This window comes from Catenulispora rubra (assembly GCF_015356825.1).
GTDB lineage: Bacteria > Actinomycetota > Actinomycetes > Streptomycetales > Catenulisporaceae > Catenulispora > Catenulispora rubra.
This window is the reverse complement of the sequence record NZ_JAACYW010000184.1, coordinates 1-23,022: the sequence shown is the minus strand read 5'-3', so window position 1 is coordinate 23,022 and position 23,022 is coordinate 1. Positions and strand designations below refer to the sequence as shown.

The 23,022-nt window shown below is 71.8% G+C and carries 23 protein-coding genes; 5 read left to right on the top strand and 18 right to left on the bottom strand.

All coding sequences use genetic code 11. The features are described from left to right. From GWK61_RS36115 to GWK61_RS36090, 6 genes are all read right to left on the bottom strand, one after another. Positions 1-1,105: hypothetical protein (locus GWK61_RS36115; RefSeq protein WP_194916191.1), on the bottom strand; the 1,105-nt coding region annotated here is incomplete at its 3' end. 201 nt (positions 1,106-1,306) lie between these two features. Beyond that, on the bottom strand, positions 1,307-2,245 hold the full coding sequence (locus tag GWK61_RS36110; RefSeq protein WP_194916190.1) for a helix-turn-helix transcriptional regulator: 939 nt from the start codon (positions 2,243-2,245) through the stop codon (positions 1,307-1,309). Positions 2,246-2,367: 122 nt separating this feature from the next. Then, positions 2,368-3,180 carry a class I SAM-dependent methyltransferase gene (locus tag GWK61_RS36105; protein WP_194916189.1) on the bottom strand — a complete coding sequence of 271 codons (813 nt, stop codon included), beginning with the start codon at positions 3,178-3,180 and terminating at the stop codon, positions 2,368-2,370. 43 nt (positions 3,181-3,223) lie between these two features. Beyond that, complete coding sequence (locus tag GWK61_RS36100) at positions 3,224-4,111, bottom strand: M55 family metallopeptidase (RefSeq protein ID WP_194916188.1); 888 nt, start codon at positions 4,109-4,111, stop codon at positions 3,224-3,226. 23 nt (positions 4,112-4,134) lie between these two features. Then, positions 4,135-4,329, bottom strand: coding sequence for a tautomerase family protein (locus GWK61_RS36095; RefSeq protein ID WP_194916187.1), 195 nt, complete (start codon positions 4,327-4,329; stop codon positions 4,135-4,137). A gap of 114 nt (positions 4,330-4,443) precedes the next feature. Then, positions 4,444-5,349 carry a LysR family transcriptional regulator gene (locus GWK61_RS36090; protein WP_194916186.1) on the bottom strand — a complete coding sequence of 302 codons (906 nt, stop codon included), beginning with the start codon at positions 5,347-5,349 and terminating at the stop codon, positions 4,444-4,446. A 173-nt stretch (positions 5,350-5,522) separates the two neighbouring features. On the opposite strand from GWK61_RS36090, the gene GWK61_RS36085 reads away from it, so the two are divergent. Beyond that, positions 5,523-6,326, top strand: coding sequence for an alpha/beta fold hydrolase (locus GWK61_RS36085; RefSeq protein WP_194916185.1), 804 nt, complete (start codon positions 5,523-5,525; stop codon positions 6,324-6,326). A gap of 162 nt (positions 6,327-6,488) precedes the next feature. Here GWK61_RS36085 and GWK61_RS36080 read toward each other — a convergent pair whose 3' ends face one another. The 5 genes from GWK61_RS36080 to ligD all read right to left on the bottom strand — a co-directional run bounded on the left by GWK61_RS36080 (position 6,489) and on the right by ligD (position 12,155). After that, positions 6,489-8,678, bottom strand: coding sequence for a caspase family protein (locus GWK61_RS36080; RefSeq protein ID WP_194916184.1), 2,190 nt, complete (start codon positions 8,676-8,678; stop codon positions 6,489-6,491). Positions 8,679-8,691: 13 nt separating this feature from the next. Continuing rightward, positions 8,692-9,039, bottom strand: a complete 348-nt coding sequence (locus tag GWK61_RS36075; protein WP_194916183.1) for an effector-associated constant component EACC1 — start codon at positions 9,037-9,039, stop codon at positions 8,692-8,694. A 68-nt stretch (positions 9,040-9,107) separates the two neighbouring features. Further along, complete coding sequence (locus GWK61_RS36070; protein WP_194916182.1) at positions 9,108-9,950, bottom strand: metallophosphoesterase family protein; 843 nt, start codon at positions 9,948-9,950, stop codon at positions 9,108-9,110. Between the two features lie 68 nt (positions 9,951-10,018). Beyond that, on the bottom strand, positions 10,019-11,128 hold the full coding sequence (locus GWK61_RS36065) for an ATP-dependent DNA ligase (RefSeq protein ID WP_194916181.1): 1,110 nt from the start codon (positions 11,126-11,128) through the stop codon (positions 10,019-10,021). A gap of 1 nt (position 11,129) precedes the next feature. Continuing rightward, positions 11,130-12,155 carry a non-homologous end-joining DNA ligase gene (gene ligD / locus GWK61_RS36060; protein WP_194916180.1) on the bottom strand — a complete coding sequence of 342 codons (1,026 nt, stop codon included), beginning with the start codon at positions 12,153-12,155 and terminating at the stop codon, positions 11,130-11,132. A 203-nt stretch (positions 12,156-12,358) separates the two neighbouring features. On the opposite strand from ligD, the gene GWK61_RS36055 reads away from it, so the two are divergent. Beyond that, a complete protein-coding gene (locus GWK61_RS36055) occupies positions 12,359-13,204 on the top strand; it encodes an alpha/beta fold hydrolase (protein ID WP_194916179.1) in 846 nt (281 codons plus the stop codon). Positions 13,205-13,376: 172 nt separating this feature from the next. On the opposite strand, the gene GWK61_RS36050 is transcribed toward GWK61_RS36055, so the two are convergent. From GWK61_RS36050 to GWK61_RS36035, 4 genes are all read right to left on the bottom strand, one after another. Further along, positions 13,377-14,222, bottom strand: coding sequence for a hypothetical protein (locus GWK61_RS36050; RefSeq protein ID WP_194916178.1), 846 nt, complete (start codon positions 14,220-14,222; stop codon positions 13,377-13,379). A gap of 199 nt (positions 14,223-14,421) precedes the next feature. Continuing rightward, entirely contained in the window at positions 14,422-15,630 is a 1,209-nt protein-coding gene (locus GWK61_RS36045) for a helix-turn-helix domain-containing protein (RefSeq protein ID WP_194916177.1), read from the bottom strand. A gap of 109 nt (positions 15,631-15,739) precedes the next feature. Beyond that, positions 15,740-16,654, bottom strand: a complete 915-nt coding sequence (gene trmB / locus GWK61_RS36040; protein WP_323747913.1) for a tRNA (guanosine(46)-N7)-methyltransferase TrmB — start codon at positions 16,652-16,654, stop codon at positions 15,740-15,742. Positions 16,655-16,709: 55 nt separating this feature from the next. Continuing rightward, positions 16,710-17,144 carry a nitroreductase family deazaflavin-dependent oxidoreductase gene (locus GWK61_RS36035; protein WP_194916176.1) on the bottom strand — a complete coding sequence of 145 codons (435 nt, stop codon included), beginning with the start codon at positions 17,142-17,144 and terminating at the stop codon, positions 16,710-16,712. Positions 17,145-17,204: 60 nt separating this feature from the next. Between GWK61_RS36035 and ybiA the strand changes: the two genes are divergently transcribed. Next, positions 17,205-17,723, top strand: coding sequence for a riboflavin biosynthesis intermediates N-glycosidase (ybiA, locus tag GWK61_RS36030; RefSeq protein WP_194916175.1), 519 nt, complete (start codon positions 17,205-17,207; stop codon positions 17,721-17,723). A gap of 61 nt (positions 17,724-17,784) precedes the next feature. Here ybiA and GWK61_RS36025 read toward each other — a convergent pair whose 3' ends face one another. From GWK61_RS36025 to GWK61_RS36015, 3 genes are read right to left on the bottom strand one after another with little or no spacing between them, the layout of a single operon-like run. Then, positions 17,785-18,576: an ABC transporter permease gene (locus GWK61_RS36025; RefSeq protein ID WP_323747912.1), complete on the bottom strand. Its 792-nt coding sequence runs from the start codon at positions 18,574-18,576 to the stop codon at positions 17,785-17,787. Beyond that, positions 18,573-20,198: a DUF1349 domain-containing protein gene (locus GWK61_RS36020; RefSeq protein ID WP_194916174.1), complete on the bottom strand. Its 1,626-nt coding sequence runs from the start codon at positions 20,196-20,198 to the stop codon at positions 18,573-18,575. The genes GWK61_RS36025 and GWK61_RS36020 overlap by 4 nt, the downstream gene beginning before the upstream one ends. Continuing rightward, positions 20,198-21,148, bottom strand: coding sequence for an ATP-binding cassette domain-containing protein (locus tag GWK61_RS36015; protein ID WP_194916192.1), 951 nt, complete (start codon positions 21,146-21,148; stop codon positions 20,198-20,200). Before GWK61_RS36015 ends, GWK61_RS36020 begins: the two co-directional genes overlap by 1 nt. 166 nt (positions 21,149-21,314) lie before the next feature. On the opposite strand from GWK61_RS36015, the gene GWK61_RS36010 reads away from it, so the two are divergent. Further along, positions 21,315-22,562 carry a sensor histidine kinase gene (locus tag GWK61_RS36010; protein WP_194916173.1) on the top strand — a complete coding sequence of 416 codons (1,248 nt, stop codon included), beginning with the start codon at positions 21,315-21,317 and terminating at the stop codon, positions 22,560-22,562. Then, on the top strand, positions 22,559-23,022 hold a 464-nt coding region (locus GWK61_RS36005; RefSeq protein ID WP_194916172.1), incomplete at its 3' end, for a response regulator. The genes GWK61_RS36010 and GWK61_RS36005, both read left to right, overlap by 4 nt.

The following is a 23,022-nucleotide window of genomic DNA, read 5'->3' as shown; positions in this document are numbered from 1 at the left end:
GCCCCTTCGGGCTCTGCAGCTTCACATCCGTCGCCACCGCCGTCGCGACGCCGGTCTTCTCGTTGATCAGCTTCAGCCCGGGCGTGTTCGCCAGGTCCCCCGACTTGGGGGCAGGCTGCGCCGCGAACAGCTCGCCGCGGCCGTAGCCCTCGGTCGCGAGCGTGTAGATGCTGCCGCCCTTCTGATCGACGATGAACAGCCGCCCCTCGCCCCCAGCCGGCGTCACGTCGTCCAGCTGCGGCGTGACCGAGGCCGGGCCGGTTGCGTTCGTCAGGTCCAGCTCGTGCAGCGTCGGGTGCTTGGCGTCCAGGTCGGTGGCGAAGATCAGCTTGCTGTCGGCCTGCGCGTCCTGGATCAGGGTGCCGCCGTCGGGGCCGGGCACCCACTTGTTGGAGTCCGGGTCGGTCAGGCCCATCGGTGCGCTCTTCGGGGCGCCGGGGGCCGGGTTGACGAGCGTGGCCTTGTCGTTCACGCCGAACAGCGGGGTCAGGGCCGCGGTCGTGCCGGTCAGCTTGATCGTGTACACCGCCGGGGCGTTGTTCGGCGCGGGCAGCGAGACGTCGGGGTTGGAGTGCGCGACGTAGATGGTGCCGTCGCGGCCGATCGCGACCGAGTCCGTGCCGCCGTTGGCGCCGTCCGAGCCGGTCTGCGCCGGGTTCGGGAAGTAGGTGTAGTGCTTGAGGCCGCCGGTGCCCTCGCCGGGGGTGATCGTGTACAGCGTCGAGTTCAGGTCCTCGTTCACCGTGGCGATCACGCGGTGGTGCCGGGGGTCGCCGGTGAGGCCGTCGACGCGGCCGGCGAGCGTCCAGTGCCCCTCGACGCAGCCGGTGTGCAGGTCGTAGGCGACGACGTCGCTCTTGCTCCCGGCCGGGTCGCCGGTCGGGCCGGCGTTGTTCTGGTACGTGACGAACACCAGGTCGCCCAGCCGGGTGATGTCGTCCGGGTTTGTCATACCGGCCGGGGCCTTCGCGAACAGCTTCAGGTGCGCGGCCGGAGCGGCGGCGGGCGTCGCGGCCTGCGCCGACACCGCGGGGATCAGGGCGGACGCGACACCGGTCAGGGCCAGGACACTGAGTCGCGTGCGGCGCGAGGCGGAAAAGGTCATGTGGGGACTCCCGGTGGGTTCGCAGCAGGGACGGCGAGGCTCTGCTACACCACGTAGCAGACCACCGCCAGCCTGGGCTCCGAGCCGCCGATGATCAAGATCGATGTCCGGTTCGGCCGCGAAGTTCAGCCACTGTTCGCACGCCGTCGCACGGGCGGATTCTTACATCCGCCCAACCTCCGCGAACCGCGTCACAGCTGGTCAGACCGCCGAGCGCGGGTCCGCCTGGTCCTGATCCCGCTCCCGCTCCCGCGCCTGATCGCGCTCCTGATCCCGCTCCCGCTCGACCGTCGCCGCCCAACTCGCCAGCAGCGCCATCTTCTCCTCCGACGGCGTCCCGGGCTCGGCACTGTAGACGCTCATCGCCAGCCCGGTCCCGTCGGTCAGCTCCAACGACTCGTACGCCAGCCGCAGCTCCCCGACCACCGGGTGGTGGAACAGCTTCACCCCGGTGTTGTGGAACCGCACGTTGTGCGCGGCCCACCGGGTCCGGAAGAACTCGCTGCGCGTCGACAGCTCCCCGATCAAGTCCGTCAGAGCCTTGTCATACGGATTGCGCCCGGCCTCCGACCGCAACGCGGCGACCATGTCGTTGGCCGTCCGCTCCCAATCGCCGTAGAACTCCTCGGCACGCGGATCCAGGAACACGAACCGCGCGAAGCTCACCGGCAGCTGGCGTCCCTCATAGACCGGCGCCAACAACGCGCGCCCCATCCGGTTGACCGCCAGCGACTCGAAACGGCCGTTGCGCACATGCGCGGGGATGCCCTCCATCCCGTCCAGGATGCGCTGCACGATCGGCCGCACCTGCTGCTTGGCCGAACGCCGCGCCGGCAAACCGCCCGCGCTGGCGGCACTCGCGGCACGCGCCAGGTCGAACAGATGGGCCCGCTCGGCGTCGTCCAGCTGAAGGGCCCGCGCCAGGTTGTCCAGCACGCTCTCCGAGACGCCGCGCGCGTTGCCGCGCTCCAGCCGCGTGTAGTACTCCACGCTGACCCCGGCCAGCAGCGCCACCTCCTCGCGCCGCAACCCCGGCACCCGCCGGTGGCTGCCGCCGAAGGCGGGCAAGCCGGCCTGGTCGGGGGTGATCCGCGCGCGCCGGGAGGTGAGGAAGTCACGGAACTCGTCTCGGCCGTCCATGATCTCCAGGCTAGGACCGAGAGGTGCGGACAAACAGGTCCTGACAGTACCTGTCTCGCCGGGACCCGACCTGTCGCGGCGAGATCGGCGAGATCGACGAGATCGACGGGACCTGCTCCGGGTCAGAGCGCCCTGTGGGTCACGGCCAGCAGGTGCCCGCCGGCGGCGAGCAGATCAGGATGGTCGTCGGCGAGCCGCGCCGCACGCAGCGCCGCCTCGAACGAGTCCGGGTCGTCCTCGACCAATCCGCTGGCGATGAGCGGGAACAGCGGGCCCTCGATGCCGAACAGCCTGGGTTCGGCCAGCTCCGCCGCCTGGAAGTCCTCCCGGATCTGCTCGACGCTGTGGAAATGGGCCACGGTGAAGCCGCTGTCGGGGTCGTTCACGCCGTGCTGGTCCAGCGTGCCGAGCAGGGCGTAGAGGGCGTCGTCGTTGATCCGGCGCTTCGCGGCCAGGTCCAGGATCGGCGTCTGCCGACCGATGAACGCGGCGGCGATCAGCCCGCCGGGCCGCACCACCCGGTTCGCCTCCCGCAGGGCGCGGGCCCGGTCGTCCGGATCGATCAGGTGGTAGAGCGGGCCGAGCAGCAGGACCACGTCGGCCGAGGCGTCCGGCGCCTGCAGGGCGCGGGCGTCGCCGGTCTGGACGGCGAACGTCCCGTACCCGGCGGCCTGCTCGCAGTGCCGCGGGACGGGGTCGATGAGCGTGACGTCGTAGCCGAGCTGGGCCAGCCAGGCCGCGTAGACGCCGGGTCCGCCGCCGACGTCCAGAATGCGTGCGGGCGCAGGTGGCAGCTCCCGCAAGAGCAGTTGCTTGGTGCGTTCACGTTCGAGGCGTCCGAAGGCGTTGACCGACAGGCGGTCGGCTTCCTCGTAGTGCTCGCTGTAGTACTCGGCGATGTGTGAATTGAGCTCAGGGCTCTGTGTCGCGTCCATGAACGGAGTATTCCGGGCCGCGAACGACGGGGCCAACGGGATTTCAGCAGTAAGGAGGCTGATTCGTCAGCGCGGAGGCGACGCGCATCCAGACCCCGAGCTGGCGGAACAGGTCCGGCGGCGTGCCGATCGCCTGCACCGTGCGCGGGTCCACCGCGGTCACGCCGGGGATGCCGAGCAGTGTCTCGGCCACCGTCGAGGACTGCCAGCGCACGGCCAGGGTCGAGGTGGCGGCGCTGGGCGTTCCGGTCCCGGTCCCGATCCCGGTCCCGGTCCCGGTCCCGATCCCGGTTCCGAATCCAGCTCCGCCGCGCTTCTCGGTGAGGGCCTTGGCGACGCTCTCCTCGATGGCGATGCGGGCCTCGTTCTGGGGACGCAGTTCGGCGGCGAAGCGGCTGCGGACGTACTTCACCGGGGTGGTGGCGACGGCGGCGTCCCAGTCGGTGGCCTCGGCGCAGGCGGCGTCGTCGCCGGTGAGGGCGACGAGCGGGACGCCGAGGGCCGCCGCCGAGGCGTGGACCAGGCCGATCTCGCCGGTGGCGCGCTCGTCGAGCCACATGTCCTCGATCTCGTGGCCCATGAAGCTGTGGCTCAGGACGCCGTGGGCACCGGCGCGGGCGTGGTAGCCGACGCAGACCAGGGCGTCGTGGGCGCCGGTGAGGCCTTCGATCATGCCCATGGTCTTGGGCTTGCCGCGGATCAGGCGGGCCGCCGGGTGCAGGGTGTCGACCATCAGGTTGCGCATGGGGCCGTGGGCGTCGTTCACCAGGATCTCGGTGGCGCCGCCCCGGACGGCGCCGCGGACGGCGGCGTTGACGTCCTCGGTCATCGCCAGCCGCCCGCGCTCGTAGTCGCGGCCGCCGGGCTGGACGTCGTCGGCGTCGACGAGCCCGGTGATCCCCTCCATGTCCGCGCTGATGTAGATCCGCATGGGGACCGTTTTAGCAGGCGGCGCTACTTCTTCGCGAGCTTGTCCGCGATCAGCTGGCCGCCGGCGGCGTAGTCCTCGGTGGTGACTTCCTGGAACCAGACGTGCACGGTCTCGGCCGGGGCCTTGTACACGTCGACCATGACGTCGGTGATGCGGGCGGCCAGTTCGCGCTTCTGCTCGGCGGTCTTGGGCATCTGCTGGATGGTGATGTTCGGCATGGTGGTCTCCTTCGCGAACGGGGCGGTTCCGGCGGTTCCGGTCCGTTCCCCTTGCGAGATCAAGTTCACCGCAGTCCGAGACCACGAACCAGACGCGACCGGGACTGGTTGCGATCACGATTCCTGATCGTCGGCCGCAGAGTCGCAGGCCTGCATCAGAAGACCGAAATGCGCCGTCGGCCGCGACCGGCTGACCACCAGATGCGTCATCAGCCCCAGCCCGGGAGGCTCGAACGGCAGGAACGCGACGCGCCGGTTGCGGATCTGGTCGGCGCGCGCGGCGTACATGACGGTGTAGCTGGTGCCGTCAGCACCGATCGCGGCCAGGGTGTCGCCCAGGCGTGTGTAGGGCTTCGACGATGTCGGTTCGCAGCCGGCCGCATGGAACGCACCGACGATCAGGTCGACGAGCGCGGGGTTGTTCCGACGCTCGGTCAGGCGCAAGCCCAGCGGTGCGAGCGCGGCGAAGGTGGCGTGCGGGGCGTCCGCGATCGGGTGCCGGGCCGGCACCGCGGCGACCACCTCGTCCCGCCACAACGGCACCACCCGCAGACCGCGGCCCTCGTCGGGCACCGCGCCGCGGACGAAGGCGGCGTCCAGGCTGCCGTCGGCGACGCGGTCCAGGCGCTCGGGCGTCGGGCCGGCCATGACCAGCTCGACCGGCAGGTCCGGGGCCAGCCGCAGCAGCTCGTCCAGCACCAGCTCCAGCCGCTCCCCCAGCCCGGAGCTGGTGCCGATGCGCAAAGGAGCGGGACGTGAACCGGACGCGTCGGCCACGGCGGCGCGGGCCCGGGCCACGGCCGCCAGCACGTCGCGGGCCTGCGGCAGGAGCGCTTCGCCGGCCGGCGTGAGCCGGACGTGGCGCGGCGAGCGGTCGAACAGCTCCGCGGCGAGCTCGCGCTCCAGGCGCCGCAGCTGCTGGCTGACGGCGGGCTGGCCGATGTGCAGCCGGTCGGCGGCGCGGCCGAAGTGCAGCTCCTCGGCGACGGCGACGAAGTACTCGAGCTGGCGCAGTTCCATGGCGATCAAGGTAGCGTCAGAACAATCCGCGCGGCAGCGATGAGTTCGCCGGGCGCGCGTCGTCCTATCTGGCGTAGACACCGGACAAACAGCCGGACAAACAACCGGAAAGACAACCGGAAAGACAACCGGAAAGACACCGGTCAGCCGCCGGACCAGGAGAGGGCACGATCATGAGCTACGCCGACGTCAACGGCATCTCGATGTACTACAAGGAGCACGGCGACGCCCCGGTCACCGAGGACAACCCGGCGCTGGTGCTGCTGCACGGCGGCCTGCTCGGCTCCGACGACTTCGCCCCGGTCCTCCCGGCGCTGTCGGCGAACCGCCGCGTCATCACCGCGGACCTGCAGGGCCACGCGCGCACCGCGGACGTCGACCGCCCGATCCGCGTGGAGACGCTCGGCGACGACGTGGCCGCCCTGATCAAGCACCTGGGCCTCGGGCGCGCGGACGTGATGGGCTACTCCTTCGGCGCCGGCGCCGCGCTCCGCTGCGCGATCCAGCACCCGGACGTTGTGCGCAGGCTCATCGTGGTGTCGTTCCCGTTCCGCCAGGACGGATTCTTCGAGGAGGTCCGGGTCCAGCAGCGCCAGATGTCGCCGGAGTCGGCGGAGTTCATGAAGCAGACCCCGATGTGGGACCTCTACCAGCGCACGGCCCCGCGTCCGGAGGACTTCGGGCAGCTGGTCGGCAAGATGGGCGACTGGCTGAAGCAGCCCTTCGACTACTCCGAGGAGATCCGCGCGATCCAGGTCCCGACGCAGCTGGTGTTCGCCGACGCCGACATGTACTCGATGCAGCACATCGCCGACTTCTGGGCCCTGCTCGGCGGCGGCCTGCGCGACGCGGGGTGGGACGGCGCGGGGCGGCCGGAGGGCGGGCATCGGCTGGCGATCCTGCCGAACGCCACACACCACACCGTGTTCGCTTCGCCGGAATTGGTGGGCGTGGTCGACGGGTTCTTGGCGGGGTGATCCGCGACGCCCGGGACCGGCTCCGGCTCCGGCTCCGGCTGACCAGCACAGCCGGATGATTCTTGGCGACCTGATCCGCGACGCCCTGCCCCACGCCGACGCCGACGCCGCCCGACCGGGACGATAGAACAGTTTTCGGCGGGCAGCCGGCATCTGATCCGCTCAGGAACACAGCCGCAGCCGCACCATGGTGATCTCGGTCAGCGCCCACGCCTTCGACGAGCTGTCGGTGATGCCGTGTCCGAGTCGCTCCGCGTCGCCGATCAGGCGCGCGGCGCGGTCGGCATCGCCGAGGAACGCGGCTTCGGCGACCATGGCCAGCGCCCGCGCCTTCCAGGACTCGTCGGCGATGGTGTAGGCGAGGCTCTCCGCCTCGTTGGGATCGCTCGCCGTCAGTGCTTCCGCAGACTTGGCCAGGGCCCGAGCCTTCAACGGCGCGTCGGAGATGCCGTGCGCAAGCGCCCCGGCCCGCAGCGGATCGCTCGCCGCCACCGCCTCCACGATCATGGTCAACGCCCACGCCTGCGGCCGTGGATCGGTGATGGCGTAGGCGATCGCCTCGGCATGGTCGGGATCGCTCGCGGCCGCCGCCTGCGCGATCTCGGCCAGCGCGGACGCTTTCGCCGCCGGGTCGGCGATGGCGTTCGCGACCGTCTCGGCCGTGTCGATCAGGATCGAGGCCCGTTCCGGATCGCGCGCGGCCATCGCCGTCGCGACCGTGGTCAGCGCCTGCACGTGCGCCGACTCCTCGATCGACTCCAGGGCGATCGCCTCGGCCTCGCCGAGCAGCCGCGAAGCCCGGTCCGGGTCGTTCACGGCGATCACCGACGCGACCTTGACCAGGGCGGAGATCTTCGCCGGCGCGTCAGCCACGCCGCGGGCGATCCCCACGCTCCGGTTCGGTTCGTTCTTGGCCACCGCTTCGGCGATCGCGGCCAGCGCCCAGCCCTTCGACGACTCGTCGAGGATGGCGCGGGCGATCGCCTGGGCCTCGCCGACCAGTTCCGAGGCCCGGGCGGGATCGCAGGCGGACGCCGCTTCGGCGATCATGACCAGGAGCTCGACCTGCGTCAGATCGTCCTTGATCTTGCGGGCGGTCATCGCGGCTTCGTCGACCAGCCTGGCGGCCCGGGGCCGGTCGATCGCGGCCACCGCCTTCGCCACCGCGGCCAGTGTCTCAGCCCTCGACGGTGCCGCTGCGATCTGGCGTGCCAGCAGCTCGGCGGTGTCCATGGTGCGGTCGGGTACCGGCAAGATCCGGCGTTCGGGGAGTTCGGCGGTACCCGCTCTATCCGCGGCGGGGACGGGTACCGCCAGTACGGCCCCGGAGACGCGCTGACGGCTCAGCGCGACGCGTGCGACGTCCGCGACCTCCGGGCGGTCGAACTCGACGATCTTCAGCAGCTCCTCGCGCGCCGCCCGGACCAGGCGGGGGTCGGCGTCGTCCAGCCACTCGGCGAGTACTTCCACGGCAGCCGCCCGGATCTTCGGGTACCGGTTCTCCAACGCCGCCCGGAGATCCTTCGGCACCGGCGCCGGCTGGACGTTGCGCCGCACCACCCTTTTGTACGTCGGGCTCCGTACCGGAACGGCCCTGCCCTTGACGTAGGCGGGGTTCGGCGTCAGCGCGAGCCGGTCGCCGGTCGCGGTGCCGCGCTGTTGCGGCTCGGGCAGCCCGTCGGCGCGCAGCCGGATCCGCAGGTGCCGGTAGATGTCGCCGAGGCTCAGGTCCGGCCCGGCCTCCGGGTTGCCGGTCCGCAGCAGCTCGATCAGCCGCCCGGTGAACGCGGTGTGCCGCTCGCCGGGCAGGGCCGCGCTCGCCGGCCGGGTGGCCGGGGACGCGGTGAGCGTGTACGTCCCGGCGATGTCCAGCGGCTCCGGCACGTCGGCGTCGCCGAGGATCCGGCCGATCGCCTTGCCGCTGTAGCAGCAGTCCAGGATGACGACCCGGCTGCGGGCCCGCGCCTGGAGGAAGACATCCCGCACCGCGTCGAACGGCAGAGCCGTGAACGCCAGCCGGTCGATTCCGGTGCCGGCCAGGCTCAGGTGCAGCTCGGCCCGGCTCGTCGTGGGGAACCCGTGGCCGGCGTAGTAGAACAGCAGCAGGTCCTCGGCTTCGGCGGCGGCGGTGAGCAGCAGGCTCCCGACGTCCTGCACTCCGGCGCCGTCCGGTGCGACCAGCAGATGCTCGGAGTCGAAGGCGCCGAAGGCCGGATCGGTCAGCACCTCAGTGAGATCGGCGACGTTGTTGGCGATCGCCGGCTCGTCGGGGATGACCGCGTCGGTGTACGACTCCACGCCGACCAGGACGATCCGGGAACGAGCCGGGTCCACTCGGCGCACGTCGTTCATTCCACCTCGCCGTTCATTCCACGTCGGCACAGACCTGGCGCACCAACGCCTCCACGTCCCGGACCCGCTTGGCGTCGATCTCCACCCGGCGTCCGTCCGGAGCGGTCAGCACGATCGTCACGTCGGAGCGGCGCGGCTGGGCCAGGAACGCTTTCAGGGACGCGGCCAGCACGCTGATCGCGCCGCCGCTGCCGACGGCGGCCACCAGCACGTCCGAGGACACCCCCAGTTCACGCGGGACCGGGACCGCCGGCGCCGGCTTCACCAGGCCACGGAGCTCGTCTTCCTGAGCGAGCCAGTCCGCCAGCTCAGCCAGTTCCCCGCTCGGCTCGCCACCCTGTACCGACAGGTCGATCCGCACGCGACACCCTCCCCGCAAAGGCCTTCTTGTGTGACATAAGTATGGTTCGGGTGCTGAGTCCACGTCTGCTACTTGGCCACAGACCGGAAGACTTCCTTCAAAATCACCGGATCCGCGCCCCGCCTGCCCCACTCCCGCGGATACCCCAACGAGGCCTCCAAGAACGGCACGCCGTCGTAGACCGTCTCGCGCGGAATGTGCAGGTGGCCGTAGACGACGGCGGCCGTGGGGAAGCGGACGTGCCAGTCCGCTGTCAGGTCCGTGCCGCACCACTGCGCGAACACCGGGTACCGGAGTACGTCGGTCGGGGTGCGTACCAGCGGGAAGTGGTTCACGAGCACCAGCGGCGCGTCCGGGTCGCACTCCGCGAGCCGTTTCTCCGTCAGGGCGACGCGCTCGCGGCACCAGGCGGCGCGGTCGGTGTGGGGGTGCGGGTCGAGCAGGAACTCGTCCGTGCACACCACGCCGGATTCGTACGCCGCCTTCAGCGCGTCCTCGCGGGTCGCCGCCCCCGGCGGACGCCAGCTGTAGTCGTAGAGCACGAACAGCGGGGCGATGGTGAGGGGCCCGTTCTCGCCTTCCCAGCGCAGATACGGGTCCTCCGGGGTGGCCACTCCCAGGCCTCGGCACATTTCGACGAGGTAGTCGTAGCGCCGCTGGCCGCGGGCCTGGACCGGGTCCTGCTTCGGCGTCCACAGTTCGTGGTTACCCGGGGCCCAGATCACCTGCTCGAAGCGGTCGGCCAGGAGACGCAGCGTCCACTCGACGTCCGCGAAGAACTCGCCGACGTCGCCGGCGACGAGCAGCCAGTCCCCCGGTGTGCGGGGCCGCAGCTCCTCCACCAGACGACGGTTCTTCTCGTGACCGACATGCAGGTCGCTTGCTGCTAACAGGAGGGGGCCATCGCGCACTGGGTCATGCTCGCAGAATTCTGCGATCTGCGTCGAGTCTTGGTCGTGCTGTGCGGTCGTGCTGTGCGCTACCCGAAGACGTCCGCGAGGTCGTAGGCGGCGGGCACGTCCAGCTGCTCGTACGAGCACGACTTCGGGTCGCGGTCCGGCCGCCAGCGCACGAAGCGGCCGTTGTGCCGGAACCGGTCGCCCTGCAACTGGTCGTAGTGCACTTCGCACACCAGCTCCGGACGCAGCGCGATGAACGAGACGTCCTTGCCCGCGTTCCAGCGGTTCAGGGTGCCGGGGCGGCGGTGCGCGTCGTCGCCGTCGGCGCCCGTTGTTTCGCCTCCGCCTCCGTCGGCGGCATCGACCCACGGATGCGGCTCGCCCTCGGCCGCCACGTACGGCGCGAGCTCGTCGATCAGCTCTTTGCGACGGGCCATGGTGAAGGCGCTGGATCCGCCGACGTAGTTGAGCACGCCGTCCTCGCCGTACAGGCCGAGCATCAGGGATCCGACGATCGGGCCGGTCTTGTGCAGCCGGTAGCCGGCGACGACCACGTCCGCGGTGCGCTCGTGCTTGATCTTCACCATGCTGCGCTCGCCGGGTGTGTAAGGACCCTGCGCCGGCTTGGCGACCACGCCGTCCAGTCCCGCGCCCTCGAAGCGCTGGAACCACGTCGTGGCCAGCTTCGGGTCGTCGGTGGCGCGGGTGACATGTACGTGTTCGTGCTCTGCCACCGACTCCAGCAGTGCGGAGCGGCGGGCGGTGAACGGCTCGGCGGTCAGGTCGCGGTCGGCCAGGGCCAACAGGTCGAAGCCGATGAACGAGGCCGGGGTGCGCTCGGCGAGCAGTTTCACGCGAGAGGCCGCGGGATGGATGCGGTCGCTGAGGCGGTCGAAGTCCAGTCGGTGGTCCACGACGACCACGATCTCGCCGTCCACGACGCACCTGGCGGGCAGCGCCGCCTTCAGCGACTCCACCAGCTCCGGGAAGTAGCGGCTCAGCTCCTTGCCGCCGCGGCTGCCGAGGACCACGTGGTCGCCGTCGCGGAAGACGAGGCAGCGGTAGCCGTCCCACTTCGGCTCGTAGAGGTAGTCGCCGGTGGGGACCTTGGCCGCGGACTTGGCCAGCATCGGTTCGACCGGGGGCAGCACCGGCAGGTCGAGGACGGGGTTAGCAGCGTCGCCTGCCATATCAGCTCCCTTCTTCCTGGTCGTTGCGGGCCTTGGAAGGCTGCACGCGCTTGGGCTCGCCGGGCATCTTCGGGAAGTCCGGCGGATACGGCAGGTCGCCCAGGCCCCGGTCCTTCTCGTCGCGGTCGGCCATCTCCAGCAGCGCGTCCAGGCTGTGCGCGACGTCGTCGATCTCGGCGTTGGCGTCGCCGTTCTTGGCCAGCAGGTCCGGGACGGTCTGCACCGTGAAGTCGCCGGGTGCCACGTCGCCGAGGTCGGCCCAGCGCACCGGCATCGACACCGGCGCGTCCGGGCGGGCCCGCGTGGAGTAGGGGGCGACGGTCATCCGGTCGCGGGCCATCTGGTTGAAGTCGATGAAGATGCGCTCGCCGCGCTCCTCCTTCCACCAGGACGTGGTCACCAGCTCCGGGCGCCGCCGTTCCAGCTCGCGGGCCAGGGCGATGACGGCGCGGCGGGCCTCGACGAACGTCCAGCGCGGCTCGATGCGGACCAGCAGGTGCAGGCCGCGACCGCCGGAGGTCTTCACGAAGGGCCGGATGCCGTGCTCCTCGAACAGCGCCTGCGCCTGGCGCGCGACCTCCACCGCCTCGGCGAAGCCGGTGCCGGGCTGCGGGTCCAGGTCGATGCGCAGCTCGTCGGGGTGGTCGGTGTCGTCGTCGCGGACCGGCCAGGCGTGCAGTTCCAGCGTGCCCATCTGCACCGTCCACAGCACGGTGGCGGGTTCGGTGACGCACACCTCGTCGCCGGTGCGGCCGCTGGGGAAGGTGACGCGGGCTGTCGAGGCCCAGTCCGGGAAGCCCTTCGGCGCGGACTTGGTGAAGAACGACTTGCCGCCCAGGCCGTCGGGGAAGCGGTTCAGCGCGACCGGGCGCCTGGCCAGGCCGCGGAACAGGCCGTCGGCGACGTTGGCGTAGTAGGTGGCGAGGTCGAGTTTGGTAACGCCGGCGTCGGGGAAAAGAAGTTTGTCCGGTGAGGAGATCCGGACGCTGCGACCCCCGGCTTCCACGTGCGCTTCGGCAGAACCCATAGTCGGCAGGCTACGGCCCGGCGCTGACATGCGCACCCCGGGCGCGTGCGGTGGGGCGTCGGCCCCCCTTATCCCCGGCCACAACCGCGGGCCTCCAGTCATGTGCATCAGAACAGTGACCTGTGCGCCACTTTCCGCGACCATTTTCAGTAGTGGGACGGGATGCTCCCGGCCCTGGCAACTGGAAACAAAGGTGCGGAAACATGGCGCGGGTGACGGTCGACAAGGAGAACCACCTTCCCGTCGACATCCACTACGAGGACCGGGGCTCCGGCCGTCCGGTCGTGCTGATCCACGGCTGGCCGCTGTCGGTCGGGCAGTGGGAGTTCCAGATCCCCGAGCTGCTGGCGGCCGGGCACCGGGTGGTCGCCTACGACGGCCGCGGGTTCGGGGCCTCGGCCAAGCCGCGCGGCGGCTACGACCCCGACACCCTGGCCGCCGACCTGCACATGCTGCTGGAGCACCTGGACCTGCGGGACGCGACGCTGGTCGGGTTCTCCTCCGGGGCCTGCACCGCGGTGCGCTACCTGAGCCGCTTCGGCAACCAGCGGGTGGCGCGGCTGGCGCTGGTCTCGGCCGCCGGGCCCTACCTGCGCCGCACCGACGCGCACCCCGAAGGGTTCCTGGAGGACGCCAAACTGCGGGAGTACCAGCGCTGCCTGACCGACGACCGGGTCAGCTTCCTGCACCGCTTCGCGACCAGGTTCTTCGAGGTCAGCCGCACCTCCGGGGCGCGACCGGTGATGCCGCAACCGCTGCACACCCGCGTCGTCATGCTGGCCGCCGCCGCCTCGCACCGGGGCGCGATGGAGACCCTGGGCCAGGCGGCGACCACGGACTTCCGCAACGACCTGCGCGCCATCACCGTCCCGACGCTGGTCGTGCACGGCGAGGCGGACGCCGTCCTGCCGCTGGAGGCCACCGGCGCCCGCATCGCCGAGGCGGTCACCGACTCCCGGCTGGTGCGGATGCAAGGTGCGCCGCACGGATTGATCGTCACCCGCGCCGCCGAGTTCAATCGCGAACTGTTGGCGTTCCTGGAGGGGTGACGGGAGCGGGCGGTCCGGTAGTGCCCACACCGGCCGCCCGCGGCCTCACCCTCCGTGTCGGGAGACAAAGCGGGGCCTCCTGCCGACCAGACCGTGGCGAGCCGCCGGTGCCGCAGGCGCTCAGCCGCAGACTGGCTGCCGCGCAGACGCCGCCGTGCCCCGACCGGGAGCCCTATTGCTTCGGCTTGGTCGGGATCTTCGCCAAGAGCACCTTTCCGACGCCGGTGACCAGCTGGGCCCGCTTGGTGTCGTCGCGGATGGCGGCATCCAGTGACTTGTCGGGCTGGTTGGGGTCGAGCTGGGCCATCGTGTAGGAGAGGTCGAGTTCGAACCCCGTCGGCCGCGGCGTGTGCAAGACGAACAGGTCGATCGTGTAGTCGGTCTGCGTGCCGTCGCTCTGGAAGTGCGGCCAGTCCTCCAGGAAGGCGTCGTCGCCCAGTTTCTCGGAGACGTCCCGGTACAGCGGCTTGCCGTCATCCACCTGCGCGCCGGTGTCCTTGGCCTTCTGGTCGGCCTTGTTCGAGGTGAAGTCGTGGGCCTGAAGCGGGTAGTCGAAATCCAGCGAGTCCGGATAGTCGCCCTGGTCCTGCACGGTGTCGCCGATCTTCAGAAGCAGGTTGACCTCACCGCGGTTGGCACTGCTGGTGTCGGTGCCCGGCGTCGCGACGGTGTAGTCGCATTCGAGCTGGCCGTTTTTGTCGCCGGTGGACTCCGGCGAATCGCTCGGACGGGTCACGACCGCGGTGGGGACGATCTGCCGCACCGCTGTTTGAACGTCCGCGACCGGGAAGTCCCCGCACGTCAAGATGCGCACCGCCACTCCCGGCAGCGTGGGTGACGGCGCGGCCGTGGCAGACGTGGCCCCGGCCCCCGGGTTCGGCCGGGCCGGGAAGCCCGGGCCCACCCCGGCGGTGTTCTTGCCGCCGCTACTGCTGCACGCCGCCAGGCTGGCAGCGAGTACGGTCGCACCAGCCAGCCGCACGACGGTCTTGGTCTTGGTCTTGCTCTTCTTGATCATGACGGATCCCCCCAGAACGTTGAGTATGGAGCGCCACCACCCCGTCGGTGGCCATCCGCCTCAGACGTTAGAGAAGACCCGCGGACTTGGTATCCGTGGGACCACGCGGTTTTCGGTGAGGAATGTGACAGGCCGACTATCCGGGGTTCCGATGCCGATGCCGATGCCGATGCCGCACGGGAACCACCACGATGAAGGCCTAGTTCCCCGACCCCATCCCCGCGACCAGCGCACAGTCGATCTCGTACGCCAGGCTCAGCTCCGCCACCGCCCGCGGGTTCGCCAGCAGCCGGCCGGTCCGCTCCTCCAGGCGCCGGAGGCGGTAGCGGACCGTGTTCGGGTGCACGAACAGGCGCTTCGCCGCCTCGGCGGCCGAGCCGTCGGAGTCGAGCCAGGCTCCGAAGGTGTGGAGCAGGAGGGTGCGGTCCTCGTCGGCGAGGCCGTCGAGGCCGCGGAGGACCGAGTCGGCGACCTGCGGCATGATGTCCGGCGCGCTCGCGGCGGCGGCGGAGAGCGGGTCGCGGCCGAAGACGACGACGGTGCGCCGTTCCTGGGCGCCCCGCATGGCGATGCGGGCCAGGCGCATGGCCTGGGACGTCGACAGCAGGTGGTCGTAGGGCGGGCTGACGCCGACGCGGCCGGTGCCCTCGGCCGCCAGGGCGGTGACCATCAGCTCGAACTGGTCCGCGGCCCTCGGCAAGTGTGCGACGCCGACTTCGACGTCGTGCATCAGGCGCCAGGCGGAGTCGATGCCCATGCCGCCGAGTTCGCGTTCGATGTGCGGCAGGCCGTATTCGCCGGCGTTGGCGACGCGCGCCGCGATGACGACGTACGGGCCGACCGTCGGCAGGCGCAGCAGTTCGGCCGCCTCCCAGACGTTGGTGTCGTCCAGCCGTCCCTCCAGCAGGGCTTGCACCAGGGCCGCGCGCTGCTGTTCCTCGCGGCGGGCCTGGTAGCGCAGTTCCTCCTTGTACGCCGCGGAGCTTTCGCGGGTGAAGGCGTCGAGGGTGTCCATCACCTCCGACGCCGCGCGCAGGGCCGCCTTCGTGGACAGTCCGACGGAGTCCGCGGTGGTCGCCAGCTCGTTCCACAGCACGGTGAAGGCGATCCGGTAGCCGTCCATGATGACGGTCAGCGGGATGCCCTCCATCGCGCGGTCGCGGCCGGAAGTGGCCGCGGGACGGGAGTCCGGGGGCATGTACCGGGTGATCGGCTCGAAGGCGAAGTGGATGTGGTCCTTGATCGTCAGGTGGAGCGCGTCGGGCTCGATCATGCCGATGTAGAGCGGGAACTCCTCGGCGACCCGGTTGAGCACCAGGTCCGTCAACTCGTCGGTGCGGGCCAGCATGAGGCTCGCGAGGCGGGCTATCTCGGCGTCTACCGGGGTCCGGGAAGCGATCTGCTGCACACACTCAATGTAGCGAGGGGAACACGGAGCGGAAGGGGAATCCGAGTCCTGATCCCCTCCGGTGGTGGTGTGGACGCCGCGCCGGCGCCCGTTCCCCGATATCCGATTCTCAGCGCCCGACCTTCTCGAACACCAGGTCGGCGATGGGGCGGCCGTCGCGCAGGCCGCGGCGCTCGTAGCCGGTCAGGGGACGGCCGACGGCCTCGCGCGGGGCGTAGCCGTCGTAGCGATTGCGGAGGCCGGGGTCGGCCTGAAGCACCTCGAGCATCTGCTCGGCGTACTCGGCCCAGTCGGTCGCGCAGTGCAGGACCCCGCCGACCTCCAGCCGGTCCCGGATCAGGGCGACGGTGTCGGGCTGGATGATGCGGCGCTTGTGGTGCTTGGCCTTGGGCCAGGGGTCGGGGAAGAAGACGTGCACGGCGGCCAGCGAGCCGGGCGCGATCGAGTCGCGCAGTAGGAACAGCACGTCGCCGCGGGCCACCCGGACGTTCGCCAGGCCGCGCGCCTCGGCCAGCGCGATCAGGTTGCCCAGGCCCGGGGTGTGCACGTCGGCGCCGAGGTAGTCGCGGTCCGGGTCGGCGGCGGCCATCTCGGCGGTCGCCTCCCCCATGCCGCAGCCGATCTCCAGCACCAGCGGGGCGCCTCGGCCGAACAGCGCCGCACGGTCGAAGGCGGCGTCCGGGGCGAATTGGGGGGTGTGGTACTCGTGGTGCGGATCGGGGATGGTGTAGCCGTAGAGCGGCCAGAGCCTGGTCAGCGCGTCGGCCTGGGTGGTGCTGGCACGGCCGCGGCGGGGGTGGAAGGTGCGTATCAAGCCGTGGCGGGCGTGGCGCTCGGGGGTGTGCGGGGTCGGCCGGGTCTGCTGGGCCTGCTCGACCTGGTGGGTCGCCTCGAGCTGCTGGACCTGGAGAGCCTGCTGGGCCTGCTCGATCCCGGAGACCTGCTCGATCTGCTCGACCTGCTGAAGCTGCTGGGCCTGCGTTATCGCGTCCGTCATCACCGGGTCGCCGTGCGCCTTGTCCACCCGCCCCAGCCTACCGGTGCGGCGGCCGCGACCTGCGCGGCCGCCGGAGCGACGCTCAGCGCGGCGTGAGCACGAACAGCGGGATCTGCCGGTCGGTCTTGGTCTGGTAGTTGTCGTAGTCCGGCCAGGTCTGGGTGGCCCGGGCCCACCACTGGGTCTTCTCCTCGCCGGTGGCCTCGTGCGCCAGGTACTGCCCGCGCGTGGCGCCGTCCTGCAGCTCGACCTCGGGGTGCGCGACGATGTTGTGGTACCAGACCGGGTGCGTCGGAGCGCCGCCCATCGAGGCGACCACCGCGTAGGAGCCGTCGTGCTCGACGCGCATCAGCGGCGTCTTGCGGACCTTGCCGGTCTTGGCCCCGGTGGTGGTCAGGATGATGATCGGCCGGCCCTGCATGGTGTTGCCCTCGGCGCCGTCCGTCGACTCGTACAGGTCGACGGTCTCGCGGACGTAGTCACGGGGGCTGGGGGCGTATTCGGAGTCTGTTGCCATGATCTCCAGTGAACTCCAAACCCGGTGACTTGTCTCGGCGGCATGCGGGAGGATCAAGCCATGGCGACCAAGTATCTGTTCTTCTGGGGACACACACCGAAGAAGGCCGGGGTGGTGGGCTCGGAGTGCCTGAGCCAGTGGTACCCGGCGCCGTTTGAGGTGGACGGCGTCCGGTTCGCCACGGCCGAGCACTACATGATGTGGGGCAAGGCGCGGCTGTTCGGGGACGAGGAGGCCGCCGCGAAGATCGTGGCCGCCGGGCATCCGCAGGAGGTGAAGCACCTCGGACGGATGATCACCGGGTTCGATGAGGACGCGTGGACCGCCGAGCGGCTGGCGATCGTGACGGCGGGGAACGTGGAGAAGTTCCGGCAGAACCCGGACTTGCTGGCGTACCTGCTGGGGACGCGGGAGCGGGTACTGGTGGAGGCCAGTCCGGTGGACCGGATCTGGGGCATCGGGCTCGCGGCGACCGACGAGAAGGCGCAGGATCCGGCGACGTGGCGCGGGCTGAACCTGCTCGGGGAGGCGCTGATGGCGGCTCGGGAGACGCTGCGGGAGACGCTGCGGGACGAGTGAGCGGGGCGGCTGCGACAGCTGCCCCACTCCGCCGGACTCCATCGGCGCCGGACTACATCGGCTATGCGTCCCGCAGCCGCAGCATCACCCCACCGAGCCCGAGCGCACCGAACGCCCACAGCGCCAGCACCCCGAGCCCCTGCCACGGGGACAGCGGCTGACCGGCCACATCGATCGTGGTCTGTACGTCCAGCCCGGCCTGCATCGGCGCGAGCTGCAAGGCGTGGCGGTGCCAGTCCGGATTCGAGATCACCTGAGCGAGCACCGGGAACAGGTACAGCAGCCCCAGCACCGCCCCGACGGCGGCGACCGAGTCCCGGAGCAGGGTCGTGACGCCGACGCCGAGCAGCGCGATCAGCACCAGGTAGAGCACGGAGCCGGCGGCAGCGCGCAGGGTCGCGGCGGTGGCCAGGTCGGCGTAGCCGTTGGCCGCGGTGAAGCCGTGCCCCGGGAGCAGCGCCAGCGCGACGAGCGCCGAGGCGAGCACCGCCAGCACGCCGGCCGCCGCGGTCACGGCCGCGACGACCGTGGCCTTGGCCGCCAAGACCACCTCGCGGCGGGGCATCGCGGCGAAGGTCACGCGGATCATCCCGGTCCCGTACTCCTCCCCCACGGCGAGCACCGCCAGCACCGCGACCACCGCCTGCCCGACCAGCACGCCGAGCAGGCCGACCTTCGCCGGGTCCTCGCCGCAGCGGGTCCCGTCGCAGGTCACTGTGGCCGCCGAGGCCGCGCTGAGCCCGACGGTCAGCAGGACGGCTGCGGCGAGCAGCCAGGCGCTGCCGACGACGGTACGCAGTTTGGTCCATTCGGCGTGCAGGGCGTCGTGCAGGGCGTCGCCGAACGCGTTCACACGTCCCTCCGGCGCAGCTGCCGGTGCGCGACGGCGTAGGCGGCGGCCGCGTAGAGGCAGAGCACTGCCAGGCCGAGCCAGGGCGAGAGCGGGAAGAACCCGTTCGTCGGCGTGTACGACGCCCTGACCTGCGGCCACGCGGTCACCGTCTGCTGTACCGCGAAGGCCGCGGCCGGGGTGACGCGGGCCAGCCACTCGGCGGCGCCGGCGGGCAGGACCGAGGCCACGGCGAGCAGGTACGGCAGGATGATCACCACGATCACGGCCGCGACGGCCGCCGCCCCGCGCCGCACGATGGTGGCGACGGCCAGGGCCAGCACCGCGGAGACGGCCAGCAGCGCGGCGGTGCCGATCACCATGCGGATCTCCGCCTGCGTGGAGGCGTAGTACACGTACATGCGCTTGCTGTGCTCCACGGCGCGCACCCCGGGGACCGCGATCGCGGCGGCCACCAGGCCGACCACGAACGACACCCCGCCGAGCGCCACGGCCTTGGCCGCGAGCAGCCTTCCGCGGCGCGGGCTGGCCGCCAGCGAGGTGCGGATCAGGCCCCGCCGGTACTCCGAGGTCATGGTCAGCGCGGCGACCACGATCACCGCGATCAGCCCGCCGAAGGTGCCGGCCAGGGAGCTCTCGGGGGTCTTGCCCTGGCCCTCGTCCGGCACCGACGGGGCGATGTCGCCGGTTCCGGTGACGGTGAAGCCGCCGCCCGCGCTCGGCACCGCGCCGGCCACGGCCTGGGGTCCGTGTGCGGCGCCGGGGCCTCCGTCGGCCGCGGCTGCGCTGCCGACCGCCGGGACGGTCCAGGCCCCGGGGCTCTGTCCGGTCACCGCGATCTGGTCGAAGGTGCCGGTGGCCAGGCTCGGGCCGGCGTTGGTCGAGGAGCCGCCGAAGGAATTCTTGACGACCGCGAAGTCCGGCGAGGTGGCGAACACGCCGACCTCGACGTTCCGCGGCAGGTTCGCCAGGTGCGCGGTGCCGATCTCGGTCCAGGCGGCACCGTCGGCGGAAGCGTAGCCGGTGAGGGTGTCGCCGGCGCGGGTCAGGCGCAGCCAGCGCGGCGTGGCGGCCGTGACGGAGGCGGCTGTAGCGGAAGCAGCCGTGGCGGAAGCGGCCGGTCCGGCGGTGTCGTGGGTGTAGTCGTACTGCATCCGCACGCCATGGGTTCCGGTGGCGAGCACCGCGGCGTAGGCGGAGCCGAAGTTGGTTCCGTCCTTGACCAGGATCCCGGCCTTCGACCACGGCTGGAGCCCGTCGGCCATCCCGGCGGTCGGATCGGCGGTGGGGTCCGCGGGGCCGCCGCCGTCGGGGAAGTACTTCCCGCCGAACGCGGTCAGCCGGGCCGTGATGGTGCCGTCGCCGGTCAGCGTGCGGTGCACGAAGGTGGACTCGTCGTCGACCTCCTGGCCGGTGGCGTCGTGCGGCGGCCCGGTCACGTGGCAGGAGCCGGTGGCGGCGCCGTTGACGTGGTCGCAGGCGATCTGGCTGCCCAGCGGGCCGAGCATGCCGAGCCCGACGGTCAGGATCGCGGCCAGCACCAGCCCGACCACCCAGCCGCGCACCGTGCGCAGCTTGGTCCACTCGGCGCGGACGAGGTACAGGAAGCTGTCGCGGCCGGGCATCACGCCACCTCCGGCGCGGTCGCGGCGCGGAACTCGACGGAGTCGCGGGTCAGGTCCATGTACGCCTCTTCCAGGGAGGCGCGGTGTGCGGAGACCTCGGCGAACGGCACGCCGCCGGCGGTCAGGACCCTGACGACCTCCTCGGCGGCCACGCCGTCCACGGTCAGCGTGTCCGGCCCGGTGACCGCGACGGTCCCGCCGGCCTTCGCCAGCGCCGTCGTGGCCTCGGCGCGCGAGGCGGTCCGCAGCATCACGCGACCGCCGGAGGAGCGCGCGATCAGGTCGGCGACGCCGGTGTCGGCGATGACCTTCCCGCGCCCGACCACGACCAGGTGGTCCGCGCAGCCCTCCAGCTCGCTCATCAGGTGGCTGGACACCAGGACCGCGCGGCCCTCGCCGGCCAGCGCCTTCAGGTAGCCGCGGATCCACAGGATCCCCTCGGGGTCCAGGCCGTTGAAGGGCTCGTCGAGCATCACCACCGGCGGGTCGCCGAGCATCGCGGCGGCGATGCCCAGGCGCTGGCGCATGCCGAGGGAGTAGCCGCCGGCCTTGCGGCGGATCGCCGAGCCCAGGCCCGACTGCGCGACGACCTCCTCGACGCGCTTGGCGCCCAGGCCCTGCGAGTGCGCCAGCCACAGCAGGTGGTTGCGGGCGCTGCGGCCGGGCTGGAGCGCGGCGGCGTCGAGCAGGGCGCCGACGTGGCCCAGCGGCCTGCGCAGCTTCGCGTAGGGGACGCCGTTGATCAGCGCCCGGCCCTCGTCGGGGGTGTCCAGGCCGAGGACGACGCGCATCGTCGTGGTCTTGCCGGCGCCGTTGGGACCGACGAAGCCGGTGACCTTCCCGGCGGCGACGTCGAAGGACATCCCGTCGAGGGCCGCGGTGGCGCCGAAGCGCTTGCGGAGGGCCTGCACCGCTATGGCGGGCGGTGGTGCGGCGGTCCTGGTTGTCATCGCTGTCATGTCCTGAAGGCTAGGAAAGCGGTGGTCAGGGAATCGTCCCGCGTGGGAGTGGTCTCGGGCGTCCCCCGCGTGGGGGACGTCGGTCCCCGGCGCAGGGGACGTCGGTCCCCGGCGCGGGGGAGGTGCGCGGGGTGGGGAGTCGATCAGAATAGGCGGCGTGCTTCAGGAACGCGGTGGTGGGACCACGACAACGACGGCGGTACTCGCCGCTGCCGCGGTCGTCGAGGCGGTCGGGCGCGGGATCGTCCACCACCGGACCGAGTCGTCGCTGGTGCTGCTGACGTCGCTGTTCCTGGCGTTGTGCGCGACGGCGCCGTCGGCGTTCCTGGGCCCGTTCGGGGCGGCGACGGCGGTGGTCGCTGCGGCAGTGCTGGCATTGACGGTCACCGGGGTGCTGCCGGCCGGGTCGGCGGTGGCGGTGGTCGTGGCGATGTTCCGGTTGGGGTGGGCCGCCGAAGCGTTCGGCAACGCGCGGGCCCGGCGGTGGGCGGGATTCGCGGCGGCGGGGTTGTCGGCGCCGTTCCCGGTGATCGCGCTGAGCATGTCGCAGGGTTCTGATGCCGGGGTGGTCGCGGTCCTGCTGACGGCGCTGGCCCCGGCGGCGGCGTTCGCGGGCAACGCCGCCCACGCGCGGTCCGAGGCGCGCGTCCACCAGGCGGCGCGGGAGGCTGTGGCGCGTTCGCTGGTCGAGCACACGGCGCGCGGCGAGCGGGCCCGGATCGCCCGGGAGCTGCACGACGTGGTGGCGCACCACATCTCGATGATCGCGGTCCAGGCCGAGACGGCGCGGCTGGCCACCCCCGGGATGCCGGCGGCCGGCGCCGAGCGGCTGCTGGCGATCGGCGACACGGCGCGCGCCGGGCTGACCGAGATGCGGCGGCTGCTGGGGGTGCTGCGGGAGGACGCGGGTCCGGCGGAGCAGGAGCCGGAGCGGCATCCGCAGCCGGGGCTGGACCAGCTGCTGGTGCTGGTGGACGCGGCGCGGCTGACGTCGGGGGCGACGACGCGGCTGATCGTGTCCGGGGCGCCGGCCGCGCTGGATCCGGGGGTGGAGTTGGCGGCGTACCGGATCACGCAGGAGGCGCTGACGAACGCGCGGCGGCATGCTCCGGGGGCGCCGGTGGATGTGGAGCTGCGGTTCACGGCGGAGGTGTTGCGGCTGCGGATCCGGGACAGCGGGCCGGGGCCGGAGCGTGTGCAGGCGGGTCAGGTCGCTGATCCGGGGACAGCTACCGGAGGTCACGGGGTGGCGGGGATGCGGGAGCGGGCTGCGGCTGTCGGCGGACGGCTTGCGGCAGGGCCTTCGCCGACCGGCGGGTTTCTGGTCGAGGCGGAGTTGCCTGCTGGTTCTGCCGCCGATTCGGCTGCTGGTGTATCTGCTGGCTCTGACAGGAGAGCGCTGTGAGCGGGGCACCGATTCGCATCGTGATCGCCGACGACCACCTGGTGGTGCGCACCGGGTTCGCGGCGTTGCTCGCGACGCAGGCGGACTTCGAGGTCGTCGGCACCGCGGCCGACGGCGAGGAGACGGTGCGGCTGTGCCGGGAGGCCGGGCCGGACGTGGTGCTGATGGACGTGCGGATGCCAGGCACCGACGGGATCGAGGCGACGCGGCGGGTGGTCGCGGAGGCCGCGGCGCGGGGTGCGCAGGGGCCGCGGATCCTGATCCTCACGACGTTCGATCTCGACAGCTACGTCTACGACGCACTGTCGGCCGGGGCGAGCGGGTTCCTGTTGAAGGACGCGACGGCGGAGCGGCTCTTCGAGGCGGTGCGGGTGGTGGCGGCCGGGGAAGCTTTGCTGGCGCCGGGGGTGACGCGGCGGTTGATCAGCGAGTTCGCCCGGTTGCGGCCCGGGGGCGGGGG